The sequence below is a fragment of the Haloferax mediterranei ATCC 33500 genome (genome assembly GCF_000306765.2).
Lineage (GTDB): Archaea > Halobacteriota > Halobacteria > Halobacteriales > Haloferacaceae > Haloferax > Haloferax mediterranei.
In genome coordinates this window covers 796,958-814,720 of record NC_017941.2, presented here as the reverse complement: position 1 = coordinate 814,720, position 17,763 = coordinate 796,958, and the positions used below count along the sequence as shown (strand labels likewise).

At 61.6% G+C, this 17,763-nt stretch carries 16 protein-coding genes; 7 read left to right on the top strand and 9 right to left on the bottom strand.

What is annotated here, in order from left to right; all coding sequences use genetic code 11:
* Positions 1–219 precede the first annotated feature (219 nt).
* Entirely contained in the window at positions 220–417 is a 198-nt protein-coding gene (locus HFX_RS04165; protein WP_014732193.1) for a hypothetical protein, read from the bottom strand.
* Between the two features lie 174 nt (positions 418–591).
* Between HFX_RS04165 and HFX_RS04160 the strand changes: the two genes are divergently transcribed.
* Together HFX_RS04160 and HFX_RS04155 are read left to right on the top strand one after the other, a co-directional pair.
* Positions 592–1,374 (top strand): aldo/keto reductase, encoded by a 783-nt coding sequence (locus tag HFX_RS04160; RefSeq protein WP_004057371.1) that lies wholly within the window; start codon positions 592–594, stop codon positions 1,372–1,374.
* A gap of 153 nt (positions 1,375–1,527) precedes the next feature.
* Positions 1,528–1,719 (top strand): DUF7333 family protein, encoded by a 192-nt coding sequence (locus HFX_RS04155; RefSeq protein ID WP_049917427.1) that lies wholly within the window; start codon positions 1,528–1,530, stop codon positions 1,717–1,719.
* A 123-nt stretch (positions 1,720–1,842) separates the two neighbouring features.
* On the opposite strand, the gene HFX_RS04150 is transcribed toward HFX_RS04155, so the two are convergent.
* The 3 genes from HFX_RS04150 to HFX_RS04140 all read right to left on the bottom strand — a co-directional run bounded on the left by HFX_RS04150 (position 1,843) and on the right by HFX_RS04140 (position 5,045).
* Complete coding sequence (locus HFX_RS04150) at positions 1,843–2,982, bottom strand: DUF373 family protein (RefSeq protein ID WP_004057373.1); 1,140 nt, start codon at positions 2,980–2,982, stop codon at positions 1,843–1,845.
* A gap of 43 nt (positions 2,983–3,025) precedes the next feature.
* Entirely contained in the window at positions 3,026–4,027 is a 1,002-nt protein-coding gene (sppA, locus tag HFX_RS04145; RefSeq protein WP_004057374.1) for a signal peptide peptidase SppA, read from the bottom strand.
* Positions 4,028–4,121: 94 nt separating this feature from the next.
* Complete coding sequence (locus tag HFX_RS04140; protein ID WP_004057375.1) at positions 4,122–5,045, bottom strand: coiled-coil protein; 924 nt, start codon at positions 5,043–5,045, stop codon at positions 4,122–4,124.
* A 299-nt stretch (positions 5,046–5,344) separates the two neighbouring features.
* On the opposite strand from HFX_RS04140, the gene HFX_RS04135 reads away from it, so the two are divergent.
* Together HFX_RS04135 and HFX_RS04130 are read left to right on the top strand one after the other, a co-directional pair.
* Positions 5,345–5,770, top strand: coding sequence for a DUF371 domain-containing protein (locus HFX_RS04135; protein WP_004057376.1), 426 nt, complete (start codon positions 5,345–5,347; stop codon positions 5,768–5,770).
* 96 nt (positions 5,771–5,866) lie between these two features.
* On the top strand, positions 5,867–6,673 hold the full coding sequence (locus HFX_RS04130; protein WP_004057377.1) for an endonuclease III domain-containing protein: 807 nt from the start codon (positions 5,867–5,869) through the stop codon (positions 6,671–6,673).
* On the opposite strand, the gene HFX_RS04125 is transcribed toward HFX_RS04130, so the two are convergent.
* The 4 genes from HFX_RS04125 to HFX_RS04110 all read right to left on the bottom strand — a co-directional run bounded on the left by HFX_RS04125 (position 6,670) and on the right by HFX_RS04110 (position 10,048).
* A complete protein-coding gene (locus HFX_RS04125; RefSeq protein ID WP_004057378.1) occupies positions 6,670–7,101 on the bottom strand; it encodes a DUF7332 family protein in 432 nt (143 codons plus the stop codon). The genes HFX_RS04130 and HFX_RS04125 overlap by 4 nt on opposite strands.
* A gap of 72 nt (positions 7,102–7,173) precedes the next feature.
* Entirely contained in the window at positions 7,174–7,557 is a 384-nt protein-coding gene (locus tag HFX_RS04120; protein ID WP_004057379.1) for a methylglyoxal synthase, read from the bottom strand.
* An 83-nt stretch (positions 7,558–7,640) separates the two neighbouring features.
* Positions 7,641–8,057, bottom strand: coding sequence for a type IV pilin N-terminal domain-containing protein (locus tag HFX_RS04115; RefSeq protein ID WP_231512915.1), 417 nt, complete (start codon positions 8,055–8,057; stop codon positions 7,641–7,643).
* 68 nt (positions 8,058–8,125) lie between these two features.
* The gene (locus HFX_RS04110) at positions 8,126–10,048 is read right to left on the bottom strand and encodes a beta-CASP ribonuclease aCPSF1 (protein ID WP_004057381.1); all 1,923 of its coding nucleotides are present in this window, start codon (positions 10,046–10,048) and stop codon (positions 8,126–8,128) included.
* A gap of 248 nt (positions 10,049–10,296) precedes the next feature.
* Between HFX_RS04110 and HFX_RS04105 the strand changes: the two genes are divergently transcribed.
* Positions 10,297–10,776 carry a hypothetical protein gene (locus HFX_RS04105; protein WP_004057382.1) on the top strand — a complete coding sequence of 160 codons (480 nt, stop codon included), beginning with the start codon at positions 10,297–10,299 and terminating at the stop codon, positions 10,774–10,776.
* A 110-nt stretch (positions 10,777–10,886) separates the two neighbouring features.
* Here the strand turns inward: HFX_RS04105 and HFX_RS04100 are convergent, their stop codons facing one another.
* Positions 10,887–11,378 (bottom strand): HTH domain-containing protein, encoded by a 492-nt coding sequence (locus tag HFX_RS04100; RefSeq protein ID WP_004057383.1) that lies wholly within the window; start codon positions 11,376–11,378, stop codon positions 10,887–10,889.
* A gap of 165 nt (positions 11,379–11,543) precedes the next feature.
* On the opposite strand from HFX_RS04100, the gene proS reads away from it, so the two are divergent.
* Both proS and gltB read left to right on the top strand, forming a co-directional pair.
* Complete coding sequence (gene proS, locus HFX_RS04095) at positions 11,544–13,010, top strand: proline--tRNA ligase (RefSeq protein WP_004057384.1); 1,467 nt, start codon at positions 11,544–11,546, stop codon at positions 13,008–13,010.
* Positions 13,011–13,171: 161 nt separating this feature from the next.
* Positions 13,172–17,713, top strand: a complete 4,542-nt coding sequence (gene gltB / locus HFX_RS04090) for a glutamate synthase large subunit (RefSeq protein WP_004057385.1) — start codon at positions 13,172–13,174, stop codon at positions 17,711–17,713.
* Positions 17,714–17,763 lie beyond the last annotated feature (50 nt).

Below are 17,763 nucleotides of genomic sequence, written 5' to 3'. Positions count from 1 at the left end.
TTGCTGCATCCGAGTTGGTCTTGCCCCCGTGAACGGAGTCAGAGTGACTGGGGCAGAAGCGACGGCAACGCAGACAAGCCGGAGGAAATGCAGGACAAGCCGGAGGAAATGCAGGACAAGCCGGAGGAAATGCAGGACAAGCCGAAGGTAAACGCGGAACGAGGACAACACAGGACGCAGACAACTGGAGAGTTGTCACTCGAACCGGTCGGTAGGGGCTTACTCGACCGTCTCAATGCGGAGTCGGTACCGTGTGCCGCAGTCGAGACACCGCGCGTCATCAGATTCGATGAGTTCGGTTACCAGCACTTCGCCGAACTCGCAGTTGGGACACTCGTAGACGAGTGAATCACCCGCGATGCGGTGTTCGAATGCGTTCGTGTTCTCTTCGGTCAGTGGCTCTGAGGCAGACGACATGTATGACCACTAATCTAGATATGCTACCACACACCACATAAAATTGTACCTCGAATCGAGCCGCCAAAGCCGGAAAATCCCTACCCTTTCGGAACGGCTTTTCAACTCGCAACCGTCGAGTTCCCTATGACGGAGCACCTACCTTCAGCAGGCGACGCACCGCTGGCGAATGGGATGCCGATGCTCGGCCTCGGAACGTGGGAGAACACGAACCCAGACGAGTGTGAAAACGCAGTGAAGACGGCGCTGGAGATGGGGTACCGCCACATCGACACCGCCCAGATTTACGGGAATGAGGCGGAAGTCGGTGCAGGTATCGCCGCCGCGGACGTCGACCGCGACGATATCTTCCTTGCGACCAAGGTCTGGATTGACGAACTCTCCTCCGACGACGTTATCCAGAGCACGCGAGAGAGTCTCGACAAACTCGGCGTCGACTACGTGGACCTGCTGTACGTCCACTGGCCGGCCGGCGAGTACGACGCCGAAGAGACGCTCGCCGCCTTCGACGAACTCGTCGACGAGGGCCTGACAAAGCGCGTCGGCGTCTCCAACTTCGAACCCGAACAGCTCCGCGAAGCCGTCGAACTGTCCGAGTCGGGGATTTTCGCCAACCAAATCGAACTTCACCCGCTGCTCCAGCAGGACGAACTCCGCGAGGTCTGTGCCGACGAAGACATCGAAATCGTCGCGTACTCCCCGCTCGCTCGCGGGACGGTATTCGATGTGGACGTACTCTCTGATATCGCCGAGAAACACGACGTAAGTGAGGCACAGGTGTCGCTCGCGTGGATTCGAGAAAAAGGCGTGACGGCCATTCCGAAGGCGACGAGCGAAGGCCACATAGAGGACAACTGGAAGTCGCTCGACCTCGAACTCGACGACGAAGACATCGAAACCATCGACGCTATCGAGGAGACCGACCGCCGCGTCGACCCCGGATTCGCGCCCTGGTAGATAGCTAAAGACGACCCTCGATAGCTGACTCCCCCATTCGGTCTCGCCTCTTTGAGGTACCCACTCCTGGCTACTCGGCCAGTCTCTGTTTCGCGCCTCGTATCCCGACCCGAAGCCGCAATGGATTTGTTGATTGGCTTCCGACAGAACTGTATGGAGTTCGACCTGACCAAGACAGTCGCACTACTCGTCGGTCTCGTTGTGCTCGGAACCGCGGCGCTCATCGGGATGGGTGTAATGGAGACGAACACCGTCTTGATGATGGTAACGCCGGCGATGCTCGCCTTCGGCGTAATCTGTCTTGCCATCGGCGTCAAGCACGGCGAATACCGGACCGCGAACTAATAGGGGTTCTCGTAGTCAAAGGGATTCTCCTAGTCAACCGTCCATTTCACCTTCCGGGAGTCGACACCGTATTTCGACTCCCGAGCAAGTGCTCTGTACTTCTACGACACTTCTGTAATCGCCCTACCGCGAACTCTCGCTTTCCTGCCGATTTTCGACGACGTCTTCGAGTGTCTCGTCTGAGACAGTCACCGAAATGCGGACGCCGACGAGGCTGATGATGATGCCCGTAAAGATGAACATCGCCAGTCGCTGCATCGGTGAGAGGTGAACGCGGCCGAGTAACACGAGATTAGCGAGTTCGCCCTGTCGTTCGAGGAGGAAGCCAGCGACACCGCGGACGACAAGCCCGATGGCGATAACCCCGAACGGGAGGTTCATATGTGACGTTGAGACGCTCTCACTGCCGATGAGTTCGTCGAGGAGCCGACCCGCACTGGCGGTGAGCGCGGCGAGCGCCAACCACGGAACGCTGTGATAGACGAACAAGAGTGACGGCACGAGCAACTCGTTGCCGTCGGTACCGGGCGTCTGAACCGCGAGTGCGCCGAGGAACAGACCGACAATAGCCAGTCCTGCCGCCACCGCGTACGTGACGACAGACACCTGTCCGGAGTAGAGGGCGTCACGAACTCGTTCAGGTGCATCCGAGAGGAACTCGTCGATAGCCAGTCCCTTGTACAGGAGAACCGCGCCGAGAAGGGCGGCGAGACCCGCCATTGCGACTGCCGGGGTGAACTGGACGAGAAGGAGTGGGAGCAAAAGCAAACCCACACCGAGCGGGACGAGCACCGTCGAACGGAGTTCCTCGTCGGCGAGGAACTGTTTGAGGAGGTAGTAGGTCGACTCGATGTCGTGTGCCTGTCGGACGACCACGCGGTCGACCGCGTCCACTCGAAGTCGACTTTCGACGACGGGAACGAGGCGTTCGTCCTCCGCACTGTCGATGACGACCACCGCGGACTCGACATCGTGCAACTCGACGAGTTCGTCGAGCTGGCGAGCGACGGATCTATCCGCACCGACGACGCTCTCGCTGGTTCCGGAGATGACGGCGACTTCGGCGTCCTCGCGCTCGTCTCGGAGTTCGCGCGTGACGCGTAACGCTTCGAGCAGACAGTTAACGCTCGAATCCTCCGGGTCTGCAAGACCGACATCGGTAACGAGCGACCGAACCGCCTCCCAGCCAACGACGGGCGTCGAGAGTCCCGACTTTCGGCCAATGTCGTTTGCTCGGTCGACACAGAGGACGAGCGTTGTCACGTGGAAAACGAATGCGGCCGTGGGCTAAAAAGCCTCCCAGTCATCAGAACCGAAATGAGAAGCCGTCGTCCACATCGACCGACGAGGCAAGCCCTGCACCGAAGGCATACGCGGCGGTTTCGACACCGCCACGGAGTCTCTCGGCGAGTCCGAGTTCCGGCGTGAACCCCTCGATAGACACCTCGTCGCGGTCGAGCAGTTCGGCAAGCCTATCTTCGACATCGTCGCGAGTGCCGAGCGAATCGACCAACCCGAGTTCGTGCGCTTCGTCACCGAGGTAGACCCGGGCTTCCGTGTCGCGGACGGCTTCCGGGTCCATATCGCGGCCCTCAGCGACGCGCTCGATAAAGTCGTCGTAGTAGTCGTCGATGAGTCCCTGAAGGTACTCGCGTTCGTCGTCCGTCGGCTCTTTCAGAGCGTTTCCGGCGTCTTTGTACTTCCCTGCGGCGAAGCGCTCGTAAGAGACACCGAGTTTATCGGCGAGTTCCGAGGCGTTGACTGACGACCCGATAACGCCGATTGAACCGACGATACTCGCGTCGTGGGACCACAACTCGTCGCACCCGCTGGCAATCCAGTAGCCACCCGAGGCACACACGTCGGTTGCATAGGCGATTGTCGGCCCGTCGAAGTCGGCGGCCGCTCTCCGAATATCGTCGCTCGGAAGCACCTCACCGCCGGGCGTGTTGAGTTTGAGAAGTAACGCTTCGGCGTTTTCGTCGTCGGCCGCAGCGTCGATTTGCTCGACGATGTCGTCCGCCGGCAGCCCACTTCCACGACCCGGAATCGGAGCTTTGCCGCCTTCCCGCGAGATTGGGCCTTCGACGGCAACTTCGGCCACATCGTAGCTCGGGAACGCCGATGTGGCGAGTTTCCTACCGACCTGGAGTGCGATGAGGACGGTCCCGATGACCAGAAGGATACCGAGCAGGTCGGTGAGCGTTGCCGGTATGTCGTAGAAGACCACCCAGCCAACGATGGCCGCGATGACAGCCACGACGAGAACGATAGCCGCTCGGAAGAGACGTGTGAGTCTGTCGTTCACGGTGAGTCACCCATAGCTGTCGCTCAGGGCGCAATCCGTATAAAAATGATACGTCGCGTGTTGCGACGAAGAGAGAGAAAGAAAGTGACCGGGCTTAGAGCAGGCCGGACTTCTGGAGCTTCATCAGGTCCTCGGTCTCGAGGGTCTCGCCTTCCTTGAACTTCTGGTAGATTTCCTCGGCCTCGGCCTTGGCGGCTTCGCGCTCTTCTGCGCGGGAGTCCTTGCGCTCGCGCTCTTCCTTCTTGTCCAGTTCGCGCAGGCGCTTCTGGACGCGGACGAAGTCCTCGTGGTGACGGTCGGCCGCTTCCTGGGCTTCGACGAAGAGTTCGTGCATCTCGTCGGCCTTGTCACGGATGTCGTCGGCCTCACGGTAGGCCTCGATCATCTGGTTGTGGTGTTCCTGGGCGTCGTCTGCCAGCTCAGTCACCTTCTGGTGGTGCTGGGACGCCTCGGAGCGGACCTCTTCGGCCTCGGCGATGAGTTCTTCGAGGTCACCGCTCTCTTCGACCTTGTCCTTTTTTTGACGGAGTTCTTCGCGCTTGTTCTCAATCTTCTCGATGAGTTCGCGCTCGTCTTCCGTCGAGAGAACTTCGGTCTGCTGACGGAACTCGAGTTGCTCGATCTCCTCTTTGAGCTCGTCGATATCTTTGCCGTCGTCGAGCTCGAGGTCGCTTTTCATCTCGTCGACCTCGTCGAAGAGCTCGTTAGCCTTCGCGTTGAGTTCGTTGCGCTGGTTCTTGTGCTCCTGCACCTGCGAGTTCATCTCGTCTCGCTGCTCGCGGTGCTTCTGCGCCTCGTCGACCTTCTCGCGAGTCATCGCGTTGAGGTCGTCGCGCTTAGAGGCGCGTTCAGAAGCCATTTGGTTTAGTTCGTTACGGCGGTCTCGGAGTTGACCAGCGAGCTTGATGAGTTCGCCTTTCGAGCCGTTTTCGAGCTTTTCGTCTGGGAGATCGATGTTTCGTGCCTCGTCGAGTCCCTGCACGTCGAACTCGCTAAGTACTTCCTGCTTCGTTACCATGCGTAATCAATCCTCGATACCATCACCACTCCGTGCGTGGCGGCTGCTCTTTGGAGTGCGACCGACCGTGGATAAGAATTCCCGATCATTCTGCGTGCTATGCCGCCGGAACGCCGGAGGCGCTCAGGTATATGTTCATACAGCCGTCCAACTAATAAAGACTTCGGTGGTAAAACGGGTGAAAACAGTTACCACACCGCTCGTAATAGCCATTTTCCCCATGATAGTTCTTGACACATGCATATATAAATGGGGTTCGAATCGAGGGGGCTAAACCGGACCGACACAGAGGGCACTCCATGCAAGAAGTCATTCGCGCCCGTGGTCACGAGCACGTGAGTGCCGAGCACGCGAGTACGTTCGAAGTGACGAGCGACGACTGGCTCACCCCCGCTGGCGACTGTATCCTCGCTATCGACGCGGACCGAACACCGGCCGACTTCGACCCGGAATTCGTCGGGGCGTGCCAGTCCCACGACGCGACCATCGACGTGACCGTGCGCGTGGAGGCGGGCGAAGACACGTACGAACAGACCGTGAGCGGACGTGGCCACCCGGAACTCACCTTCGACGGCGACCGAAGCATCGTCTTTCGGACGAGCGACTACGTCGACGACCGGACGGGTGTCGTCGGTGCCGAACACGCCGCCGAAGGGTTCGACCGCGACCTCGTTTCGGCGCTTACCGACGGCGCGGACCTCACCGTAACCATCGAAGTCGAGTAACGACGGGAACACCATACCGGGAGACACGTAAGACGACAACGCCGGTGTCGACCACGACGAGGTGCGCTTTTTGCTCCGCGGTCGTAATCCCCGACTATGCCCGAAGAGCCGTCCGAAAACATCAGCGGCGGTCCCAGCGGCGGCGGCCAAGACATGGCGTTCGAGCCTGCCGAACCGGCGACCGCGACCCGCGCCGAAGTGGTTGTCGACCGACTCGGAGAACGCTACTGGCGGAAAGCCTACGGCGGCCAAGGTGGCTTCGAGTGTCTCGTCCGGACTATCCTCAGCCAGAACACGAGCGACAAGGCTAGCCAGCCCGCCCACGACACGTTGATGGCGCGCTACGGCGGCGACGACCTCGCGGAGTCACTCGCCGCGGCCGACCGAGAGGGAATCATCGACGCCATCCGGTCGGGCGGCCTCTACAACCAGAAATCGAAGCTCATCCAAGGTGTCGCCGAGGAGGTACTGGCCGACTTCGGAAGCGAAGATGATTTCGACCGCTACGTCCGCGAGGCCGACCCCTCAACCGTCCGCGACCGCCTCCTGGAGATGAAGGGTGTCGGCCCCAAGACCGCCGACTGCGTGCTTCTCTTCGCGGGCGGGCGCGGGGGTGTGTTTCCGGTAGATACGCACGTCCACCGAATCGCCCGCCGACTCGGAGTCGCTCCTGCCGACGCCGACCACGAAGGCGTCCGTGCGGCGCTCGAACGCGAGGTGCCCGCCGAGAAGTGCGGCTTCGGCCATACGGCGATGATTCAGTTCGGACGGGAGTTCTGCAAGGCGAGAAAACCGGTTTGTCTCGACGGAAAAGACGAGTGTCCGATGGCAGACGTGTGCGAGAAAGTCGGCGTCGACGTAGCGGGCCAATCAGTCGTCGACCCGGCCGCCGCGGACGACTAACACTGTTTCGTCCGAATGCCACTCACTGGTGACCCGTCAGCGTTGTACGACGAGTCGAGACCCGAGTCCGCGAACATCGGGAGATTCATCGAGTAGTCGTAGACGACGCTGAAGCGCGAGAAGGGATTCGAGAGGAAGTCCGTCACCGGACCGACGCCGTCGAAGGCGACGCCAGCACGGAGTTGAATAATAGACTGATTTCCGATATCGCCGCTTGCTTCCATTCCGAAACCGCCCGCTCCGCCGAGGTTTTCGAACATCGAGAGGAAGACCACGAGGTCGATACCCGCACCTTCGCCACCGATATCGAACTGGTGTCCTTCGCCGTGGAAACACGGTGACGTCGGTCCAGTCGCGGCTGTAACGGGGGCAGTAGCGATGATGAGAACGAACAGCAACGTCGGAAATAAACGAACCGCAGTGTCCATACAGTTGCTACTGCGTTCTGCTAATTAAGGATATGTAGCGGTTTTCAAAATTGATACAGAGGGGCGAGTCGGCTATTCCTCGTCGTCTAACCGACTGACGAGTTCGTCGAGGACGGCGTCGGCGCTCGCGAGGTTGGTCGCAAGCGGCGTCTGGTGAACGTCGCAGATGCGGAGGAGCGCGGAGATGTCCGGCTCGTGGGGCTGTGCGGTCAACGGGTCGCGAAGGAAGACGACGCCGTCGCAGGTCTCGTCGGCAATCTCCGCGCCGATTTGCAGGTCGCCGCCGAGCGGCCCCGACTCCTTGCGGTCGATGTCGAGGCCCGTCGCGTCGATGAGTCGCTGGCCGGTCGTCCCCGTCGCGATGAGTTCGAAGCGTTCGAGGTCGGCTTTCCGTTCCTCGGCGAACGCGATGAGGTCCGGTTTCTTCTCGTCGTGAGCAATAAGTGCGAGACGCATGGAGTTGATTCGTTCGAGGGTAGTGATGAATCTTCGGCCTTCGAGAGGAGAAATTCACCGCGCCCGTTCAAAAGAGACCGCGGTCAGGCAGTGAGTTGAACGAGCGTCGTCTCGCTTTCACCACCAATGTAGACGAGCCGAACTGTCTCGCCTTCCGACGCGGAGACTGACACTGAATCTCCTTGCTCGACGGCACCATCACCGTCTGCGAGGGACGCCCACGACTGTTCACGCTCTCCAACGACGACGGTCAATTCGTCGGCTGGAATAGAGTCACCGGCGGCGTGTTCGATGCGTACCGTTCCGTCGGAGACTGACGAGGTAAACGAGGCCTGAGGTGATTTGTCGACGCTCTCTCCCGATTCGAGGACGAACGTCCCGACGATGGCAGCCCCGAAAACGGCACTGACAAGTGTGAACAGGAGACTCGCGAGAAGGACAACAAGCACGATGACTTTGCCAACGGTACTCAAATTTGAGAATCGTGTACGGAGACTCACACGAGTCGTTGCCTCGTGTTGATATATAAAATATCCGGACAGGTCAGACTCGATACCGGGAGCGTCCGTTACTTGAAGCGGAACGTTTCGAGGTTCTTCGGTGCGAACGTCCGCATGTTGTAGTCGTGGTAGAGCGCTGAGGAGAGGTCCTGCACGGAGCGTTCGTCACCGTGAACACAGAGCACCTTCTCCGGGCGCGGATTCATCGTCTTGACGAAGTTTTCGAGACCCTCACGGTCGGCGTGGCCGGAGAAACCGTCGACCGTCTCGACGTCCATCTCGAGTTTGAGCGTATCGGAGCGACCGCGTCCGTTGCCGTCGTTGACGGGTATTTCGTCCCATCCGTTCTGGATGCGGCGACCGAGCGTCCCCTGTGCCTGGTAGCCGACGAAGACGAGTCGGGATTTCGGGTCGGGGCCGACGTGGCGGAGCCACGACATGATGGGGCCGCCGGTGACCATACCGGAGGTAGAGAGGATGATTGCTTGGTCGCCGTCAGCGACATCCTGACGCTCCGCTTCGCCACCGTCGATGTGGTTGAACTCCTCGGCGAGGAACGGGTTTTCGTCTTCGTGGAAGATGCGGTCGCGGAGGTCGTCACGGAGGTACTCGGGGTAGGTCGTGTGGATGGCCGTCGCCTCCCAAATCATCCCGTCGAGGTGGACGGGCATCTTCGGAATCTTCCCGGAGCGCATCGCCTCTTCGAGGACGAGCATGATTTCCTGCGAGCGACCGACTGCGAACGCCGGGATGACGACCTTGCCGCCGCGCTCGTAAGTCTCGTTGATGACTTCGATAAGTCGCTCTTCGGAGTCCTGCTGGTCGGTCTGGTAGTCGTTGCGACCGCCGTAGGTCGACTCGAGGACGAGCGTCTCGACGCGCGGGAAGTCGTTGACCGCGCCGTTGAACAGGCGCGTGTCCTCGTAGTGAATGTCGCCGGAGAACGCGACGTTGTAGAGACCGTCACCGATGTGGAAGTGCGTAACCGCGGAGCCGAGAATGTGGCCCGCGTTGTGGAACGTGAGCTTCACGTCCGGGGCGATGTCGGTCACGTCGCCGTATTCGAGCGGGATGGTGTGCTTGATTGCCTCGCGAACCATCTCGGACTCGTACGGCGGGGCACGACCCTCTTTCGACGCCACGTCGAGGTAGTCGAGCGTCAAAAGCCCCATGAGGTCGCGCGTCGGCTCAGTCGTGTAGATGGGTCCGTCGTAGCCGTACTTGAACAGAAGCGGAATGAGCGCAGAGTGGTCGAGGTGAGCGTGCGTGAGAACGACGGCATCGAGCGAATTCGCGCCCGACCCGAGTGCTTCGGGGACCTGTAGATACGGCACGTCGTCCGAGCCGGGTTTGTCACCGCAGTCGACGAGAATGCGCGTTTCAGGCGTCGAGACGATGAACGAAGCGCGACCGACTTCGCGGCAGCAGCCGAGCGTCGTAATACGAACCCACTCGTCGTTAGAGAGTTGTTCGCGGTGAATCTGCCGTCCAGTCCGTTCGAGGATACGACGGCGGTCCTCGCGTTCCTGTTTCAAGAAGTTGCGGACGTTCGAGACCGTAGAAGATTCGATAGGCGGCGTGCGAACGACTTCGGGCGTCCAGCCGACTTTCTGCGTAATCTCGCGGAGCGTCGACCCGTGTCGGCCGATGACCATCCCGGGCTTTTCGGCCTCGATAACGACTTCGCCCGTGTCGATATGGAAGTCGAGGTCGGTGACACCGGCTTCTTCGGGAATAACGCCCAGAATCGCTGGTTCTGCTTCACGCGGGTCGGACAGTACGTCGGGGTCCGGTCGGACCGTAATTCGCTTCCGAAGCTTACTCGCAAGTTTCCGAATAAGGTCACCGTTCTTGGCGAACTTCTTCGGGTCGCGTGTATAGACGACGAGTTCGGGACCCTCGTACTTGACGTCGGAAACCGAGATGTCGCGTGGGAGTTCGTTCGTAATCTCTGCCTTCAAATTCTCGAGTTGGTTATCTACGGAGCTCATAGTTACGAGCGACCCGTCCGGTCCTGAGCCGGCAGGTCTCGGGAACCCCTACCTCAGGAGTGTTAACACGAGACGGTTCACATGTTGGAGTGCCGGTCTCGGCCAACTGCGGAGAGAGCATAGTGAACTGAATACGGTGGTATCTCGACTGCGGGAAGAGGCAGGGAAAACCCGCTTACCCGACTGTACCATGTCGTCAGTATAAAACCCTTCGCAAAGCCGAAGCGTCTCGCCGTCAATCAGCGGACATGGAACTCACGCCGACCGCCGTTTCCGAGGAACAACAGTGGGTCCGCGACCGGGCCGACGTGGTCGTTCCGCTCATCAACGAAACCCGCGCGCGACTCGGTGAGCTATTCGAGACACACGTTGACGAAGTAGACGAAGAGACGTACCTCGACGCTGTAGACGACGTGTTCGCTCGCGGCGAAGTCGGCGTCAACGTCGCGGCCTACACCCGAATTCTCCGCCACTTAGACGTCGAAAACGACTATCCCGGATTCATCGTCGACGAGGTCCTCGGCCGTGAACTCGCGTCGACAATCGCTGGCGGCGAACCGCTTCGAATGCTCGCACAGGCGACGTTCCACTTCGCAGATGTCGCGGTTCACACCGACGGCCCCGCCGGTCTCGACGACCTCGACGCCGCGCTCGCGGCGGGATTCCAGACACGGCTTCCGGGATGGTCGTGGCGCGAGCGTGACTCACCGTTCGACAGCCCGTACTGAGCACTTTTCGACAGTCCGTACTGAGTGCTCTTCGATAATTCACACTGAGCACTCAGACTTGGCAGTAACAGGAGGTTTGTGTGCAGAGAACCGGCGGGGACGGCGGGCGCTTACCACTTGATTCGAAGCGGCTCGGTCGAATCCTCCGATTCGAACGCCGAGTCGAGTTTGTGCAGTCGAGACCGGAAAGCACCAACGCACTCCTCGCACGCGGTGACGTACGTGAGAACGCCGTCTTCGTACTCCGCCATGACTGCTCGCGGGGTGCGTCTTGTCACGCGCTCCGGCCCCATCCGACCGACGCCTCTGACCACGGGGTCGCCCAACCCCGAGAGGCGCTCACCACGATTCGCCGCCCACCGCGCATACGATGACAGTCGGTCACGAATATGACGCTCTCTCGGAGTGAGACCACCGGAGATGTCGATATATCGGTCCCACGTCTCGATGGTGTACTCCTCGACAGCGCCGTGTTCGACGGCGTCGTCCAGTCGTTCGATAACCGCTTCGAACTCCTCGCGTTTCCCACACGGAATCCAGAGTTCGACCCGGACCGAATCCTCCCGCGGAGTCGTTCGCTCACCGCTCACTGTTGTGTCCATTGCTAGCACACCAACCACCACTTCAGGGATACGATAGCCGACAATATGTAACTATGTGTCCGCCCGAACCTCCGAGCGTTGGGAACGCTGGTGTGAGGGGGCGGCAAGTCAGTGCGCCCGCCCCCTTCGGGGCGTTTAAGGGTTCGCTACGGCTATCGATGGGCAATGAGCGACGAGCAGGAACTCGGTATCACCGAGTCGAAACAGTACAACACCGGCGAGTGGTACGCCGAGGTCGTCCAAAAGGCGGGCCTCGCGAACTACGGCCCGGAGGGGATGAGCGGCTTCATCGTGACGCGCCCGCGCGGGTACGCGCTCTGGGAGGCCGTCCAGAACTACCTCGACGGCGAGTTCAAGAAGACGGGCGTCCAGAACGCGTACTTCCCGCTTTTCATCCCCGAGAACTACCTCGAACGCGAGAAGGACATCGTCGAAGGCTTCGACCCCGAAGTCGCGTGGGTTACCCACGGCGGCCACGAGGAACTCGAAGAGCGCCTCGCCGTCCGTCCGACCTCTGAGTCCATCATCGCTCCCTACATGGCACAGTGGGTTCGGAGTCATCGTGACCTCCCGCTGCGCGTGAACCAGTGGGCCTCCGTCGTCCGATGGGAAGCCACGGAGACGAAGCCGTTCTTCCGCACGAAGGAATTCCTCTGGCAGGAAGGCCACACAGCCCACGCGACGCGCGACAGTGCATGGGACGAGACGATGACCCGTCTCTCGCAGTACCAGTCGCTCTACGAGGACGTGCTCGCCATCCCCGTGCTCCGCGGCGCAAAGCCGGAACACGATAAGTTCCCCGGCGCGGACACCACCACGACAGTCGAGGCCCTCATGCCCGACGGGAAGTCCGTGCAGGCCGGGACCTCCCACTATCTCGGCACGTCCTTCGCCGAGGCGTTCGACCTCACCTACACCACCGAGGACGAAGAAGAAGAACCCGCACACACGACCTCGTGGGGGCTTTCGTGGCGCTCGCTCGGTGCGCTCATCATGACGCACTCGGACGACCAGGGTCTCGTCCTGCCCCCGACGGTTGCACCCGAACAGGTCGTTATCGTCCCCATCTGGCAGGCCGACACGCAGGAGAAGGTCCTCGACTACGCCGAGGAAATTGCGGACGAACTCGAAGCAGCGGGCGTCCGTGTCGAACTCGACGACCGCGACGAGCGCAATCCCGGTTTCAAGTTCAACGAGTGGGAACTCAAGGGCGTCCCGGTCCGCTTCGAAATCGGCCCGAACGAGGTCGACGACGAGGTCGTCACCGTCGTCCACCGTCCCGACGGCGAGTCGGTCGAACTCGACCGCGAGAACATCGCTGAGTCGGTTCAAGAACAGTTCGACGAAGTGTACGCGAAACTCTACGCCGCTGCCGAAGAGAACCTCGAAGCAAACGTCCGCGAGGCGTCCGACCGCAACGAGATTCTCGGGACTATCGGCCAGCACGGCGGCTACGTGAAGGCCCCGTGGTGCGGCGACGAGTCCTGTGAAGAGGAAATCAAAGACCAGATTGCCGCCGAAATCGTGATGGTTCCCCTGAACGACGAGGACGCCGAAATCCACGACGGCGAAGCGTGCGCCGTCTGTAGCGAGGACGCGACAGAGACCGCGTACTTCGCGAAGTCCTACTAAACCGCCCGGAGCAGTTTTTTCACACGGTTGTTCGTCTCGTTCGTCGTCCGTCGAAGCATCTCTAGGGTCTATACCAACACTGGATATTCCCTTATATGATATTGTAACACCCTTATGGTTTCAGGAAAAGTTGCTTATGGTGGTAGTGAATCTACGGGTGTATGACCAAGCCACACATAGACGCACCCTCCGCTCAGGGCGGGTTGGCCGACCCGACCGACGAGCGGTCGAACTGCGGCGTTGGGGCCGTCGTTGACCTCGAAAACGGCGCTTCGCACCAAGTCGTCGCTGACAGCCTCGAACTCCTCGAAAACCTCGAACACCGCGGCACCACCGGGGCCGAGGAGAACACTGGCGACGGCGCAGGCATCCTCTTACAGCGCCCAGACGCCTTCTTCGAAGGAATCGTCGAAGGCGACCTCCCCGACCTGTACGCGGTCGGGTCGGTCTTCATGCCAACCGATGACGAGGTCCGCGAGCGCGTATCGGCGGTTGTCGAAGACTCGCTCGAAGACCACGACCTTTCGGTCTTCCACTGGCGCGACGTCCCGACGGATAACTCGGAACTCGGTGCGACCGCGCTCGAGTCCGAACCCGACGTTTGGCAACTGTTCGTCGAACCGGCGGCCGACGCCCAGTTGGATGCCGACGCGTTCGACCGCGCGCTCTACGTCGCGCGCCGCGCTGCGGAGAAAGCAGTCGAATCACTCGCGGTTCCGGGCGCAGGTCGGTTCTACGTCTGCTCGCTCGACCGCAAGACCGTCGTCTACAAGGGACTTCTCACGGCCGAACAACTCCCGAACTACTACTCCGACCTCGGCGACGAGCGAATGGAGACCGAACTGGCGCTCGTTCACGCCCGCTTTTCCACCAACACGCTGGGCGCGTGGCACCTCGCCCACCCGTACCGACAGGTCATCCACAACGGCGAGATAAACACCATTCGCGGCAACGTGAACTGGATGCGCGCCCGCGAGACGGACCTTCAGCACGAAGCGTTCGGCGACGACATCGAGACGCTCAAGCCAATCACGAAAGCCGACCAGTCCGACACCGCGAGCGTCGACAACGTCGTCGAACTGCTCCTGAAGACTGACCGCGAACTCCCGCACATTCTCCGGATGCTCATCCCCGAGGCGTACCGCAACGACGACGCCATGGACCAGTCGCGCCGTAACTGGTACGACTTCCACGCCTCGCTCGTCGAACCGTGGGACGGTCCCGCGCTCGTCGCAGCAACCGACGGCGACCGCATCGCCGCCGTCCTCGACCGCAACGGGCTTCGCCCGTGTCGCTACGAAGTGACGACCGACGGTCGCCTCGTCGTGGCCAGCGAAGTCGGCGCGCTCGACAACGACCCTGCCGAAATCGAGTCGCGCGGTCGCCTCCGCCCGGGTGAAATCTTCATGGCCGACCCCGAAGAGGGTCGCGTCATCCCCGACGCCGAAGTGTTCGACTCGCTCACCGACGACAAGTACGGCGAGTGGGTCCGCGACCAACAGCGTCACCTCGACGACATCGCCGGTGACGAAGACCCCACGTCCCGTGGCGAGGTCGACTCACTCCGCGCGACGCAGGCCGCCTTCGGCTACACCCACGACCAGCTCAACCACATGATAGAGCCGATGGCCAGAGACGGAAAAGACCCCGTCGGCTCGATGGGCGACGACACGCCGCTGTCGGTGCTTTCGGACCTCAACCGGCCGCTTTTCACCTACTTCAAACAGCTGTTCGCGCAGGTGTCGAATCCGCCTATCGACTACATCCGCGAAAAGTTGGTGACGAGCCTCGAAGCGCGCCTCGGCTACCAGCGCAACCTGCTCGATGAGTCGCCCGACCACGCGCGGCAACTCGTCCTCGACTCGCCCGTCCTCACGGACGCCGAGACGACCGCCATCAAGGACCTCGACGGCGACATGAAAAGCGCCGTCGTAGACACCACCTACGAGACGGGCGAGGACCTCCGCGACGCCATCGAAGCCGTCCGCGACGAAGCGAAAGCAGTCATCGAAGACAGCGCGGATATCGTCGTCCTCTCCGACCGCAACGTCGGCCCGGACCGCGTGGCGATTCCGAGCCTTCTCGCAACCGGTGCAGTGCACCACAGCCTCGTCCGTAACGGGCTTCGGAACCACGCCGGACTCGTCGTCGAATCCGGCGACCCCCGCGAGGTCCACCACCTCGCAACGCTCGTCGGCTACGGCGCGGGTGCGGTGAACCCGTACCTCGCCTACCAGACCATCGAAGACGTCGTCGCCGGTCCCGACGGAGCCGACGAGGCGGCCGCAATCGAGGCGTACGTTCACGCGCTCGAAGATGGTCTCCTTAAGACGATGGCCAAGATGGGCATCTCCACGGTCGAAAGTTACCGCGGTGCCCAAATCTTCGAGGCGGTCGGTCTCGACTCGGACTTCGTCGCCGAATACTTCGAGGGAACGGAGATTCGGACCGAAGGTATCGGCCTCGACGTTATCGAATCCGACCTGCTCACTCGCCACGCCGCCGCGTTCGGCACGGACCCGAAACTCGACCGCCACGGTGAGTACGAAAACCGCTCCGATGGACTCCATCACGGTTGGAACCCCCAGACGGTCGGCACGCTCCAGCAGTCCGTCCGCGCTGGCGACTACGAGAAGTACAAGGAGTTCGCCGAACTCGTCAACGACCAGTCCGAGCAACTCCAGGCGCTCCGCGGCCTGCTCGAATTCGACCCCAACCGCGAATCCGTGGATATCGACGAGGTCGAATCTGTCGAGTCCATCGTCACGCGCTTCTCGACGGCCGCGATGTCCCTCGGTAGTCTCTCGCCGGAGGCCCACGAGAACAACTCCATCGCCATGAACCGCATCGGCGGGAAGTCCAACTCGGGCGAAGGTGGCGAGCCGCCGGAACGCTTCGGCACCGAAAAAGAGTGTAACGTCAAGCAGGTCGCCTCGGGCCGCTTCGGCGTCACCTCCCAGTACCTCTCGTCGGCCGACGAGATTCAAATCAAGATGGCGCAGGGTTCGAAGCCCGGCGAGGGCGGCCACCTCCCCGGCAAGAAGGTAAACGAGATGATTGCCCACGTCCGCTATGCGACGCCGGGCGTCGGTCTCATCTCGCCACCGCCGTTGCACGACATCTACTCCATCGAGGACCTGAAACAGCTCATCTTCGACCTGAAGTCCGCCAACCCCGACGCCGACATCAACGTGAAACTCGTTTCCGAGGCGGGTATCGGCACCATCGCCGCAGGTGTCTCGAAGGCGAAAGCCGACGTCGTACACATCTCCGGCCACGACGGCGGGACCGGCGCGTCGCCGAAAACGTCCATCAAGAACGCGGGCCTCCCGTGGGAACTCGGTCTCGCCGAGGCGAATCAGATGCTCCGTGCGACCGGCCTGCGCTCCCGCATCCGCGTCTCCGTCGACGGCGGCATGAAGACTGGACGCGACGTGGCCATCGCCGCACTCCTCGGCGCTGAGGAGTACATCTTCGGGACGGCCTCGCTCGTCACTTCGGGCTGTGTCATGGCCCGCCAGTGCCACGAAAACACCTGCCCGGTCGGCGTCGCCACGCAGGACGAGAACCTGCGCCGCCGCTTCCCCGGCGAACCCGACCACGTCATCAACTACATGACGTTCATCGCGCAGGAGCTCCGCGAAATCATGGCCGAACTCGGCTTCCGCACGCTCGACGAGATGATTGGCCGTCCCTCCGCCCTCCGGCAGCGCGAGACGGACCACGAGAAGGCGAAGCATCTCGACCTCTCGGCCGTGCTCGCCGAACCCGACACGGGAGCGCGCCGGAAGACGGAAGAACAGACCCACACGGACGTGGACACCCACATCGACCACAAACTCATCGAGGAGGCAAGCGACGCAATCGAAAAGCGCGAGCCGGTCGTCATCCAGCGCGAACTCTCGAACGTCGACCGCGCGGTCGGCGCGATGCTCTCGAACCGCATCTCCAACGCCCACGGCGGTGAGGGGCTTCCGGACGACACCATCCGCTGTGAGTTCTCCGGCATCGCGGGCCAGACCTTCGGCGGCTTCCTCGCTCGCGGCGTCACCATGCGCCTCACGGGTGCCGCGAACGACTACGTCGGCAAGGGTCTCTCCGGTGGCCGCGTCATCGTCGACACGCCCGCCGAGGCCAACTACGAAGCAGACGAGAACATCCTCATCGGCAACGTCGCGCTCTACGGCGCAACGCAGGGCGAGTGCTACGTCAACGGCCTCGCAGGCGAGCGCTTTGCCGTCCGCAACTCCGGCGTGAAGGCCGTCGTCGAAGGCGTCGGCGACCACGGTTGTGAGTACATGACCGGTGGCGTCGTCGCCGTCCTCGGCGAGACGGGTCGGAACTTCGCCGCGGGCATGTCCGGCGGCGTCGCCTACGTCTACGACCCCGACGACGAACTCGCCGCGAAGGCGAACACCGAGATGGTAACCCTCGAATCCAGCCTCGCCGACGTCGACGAGGCGATGCTCACTCGGTTGGTCGAAAATCACCTCGCGTACACCGACTCCGACCGCGCCGCCGAACTCCTCGAAGATTGGGAGTCCGTCCTCGGCGACTTCGTGAAGGTGATGCCCGACGCCTACGCCGAAGTCATCGCCGACAACGGCCGCGAAGACGTTCGCACCGAACTGCCCGCGAAGGCAGGCGCAATCGTTGACGCTGGAGCAGACAGAATCGGTGCGGCGACGACGAGCGACGACTGAACCGGTCCAACCCAACCCAACCCGACCGTCTTTTCTTGCTCCACTACGAG

Coding starts and splice junctions, on each gene's coding strand:
- HFX_RS04165 (WP_014732193.1), bottom strand. CDS start 417: ATGTCGTCTGCCTCAGAGCCACTGACCGAAGAGAACACGAACGCATTC.
- HFX_RS04160 (WP_004057371.1), top strand. CDS start 592: ATGCCGATGCTCGGCCTCGGAACGTGGGAGAACACGAACCCAGACGAG.
- HFX_RS04155 (WP_049917427.1), top strand. CDS start 1,528: ATGGAGTTCGACCTGACCAAGACAGTCGCACTACTCGTCGGTCTCGTT.
- HFX_RS04140 (WP_004057375.1), bottom strand. CDS start 5,045: ATGGTAACGAAGCAGGAAGTACTTAGCGAGTTCGACGTGCAGGGACTC.
- HFX_RS04135 (WP_004057376.1), top strand. CDS start 5,345: ATGCAAGAAGTCATTCGCGCCCGTGGTCACGAGCACGTGAGTGCCGAG.
- HFX_RS04130 (WP_004057377.1), top strand. CDS start 5,867: ATGCCCGAAGAGCCGTCCGAAAACATCAGCGGCGGTCCCAGCGGCGGC.
- HFX_RS04125 (WP_004057378.1), bottom strand. CDS start 7,101: ATGGACACTGCGGTTCGTTTATTTCCGACGTTGCTGTTCGTTCTCATC.
- HFX_RS04120 (WP_004057379.1), bottom strand. CDS start 7,557: ATGCGTCTCGCACTTATTGCTCACGACGAGAAGAAACCGGACCTCATC.
- HFX_RS04110 (WP_004057381.1), bottom strand. CDS start 10,048: ATGAGCTCCGTAGATAACCAACTCGAGAATTTGAAGGCAGAGATTACG.
- HFX_RS04105 (WP_004057382.1), top strand. CDS start 10,297: ATGGAACTCACGCCGACCGCCGTTTCCGAGGAACAACAGTGGGTCCGC.
- HFX_RS04100 (WP_004057383.1), bottom strand. CDS start 11,378: ATGGACACAACAGTGAGCGGTGAGCGAACGACTCCGCGGGAGGATTCG.
- proS (WP_004057384.1), top strand. CDS start 11,544: ATGAGCGACGAGCAGGAACTCGGTATCACCGAGTCGAAACAGTACAAC.
- gltB (WP_004057385.1), top strand. CDS start 13,172: ATGACCAAGCCACACATAGACGCACCCTCCGCTCAGGGCGGGTTGGCC.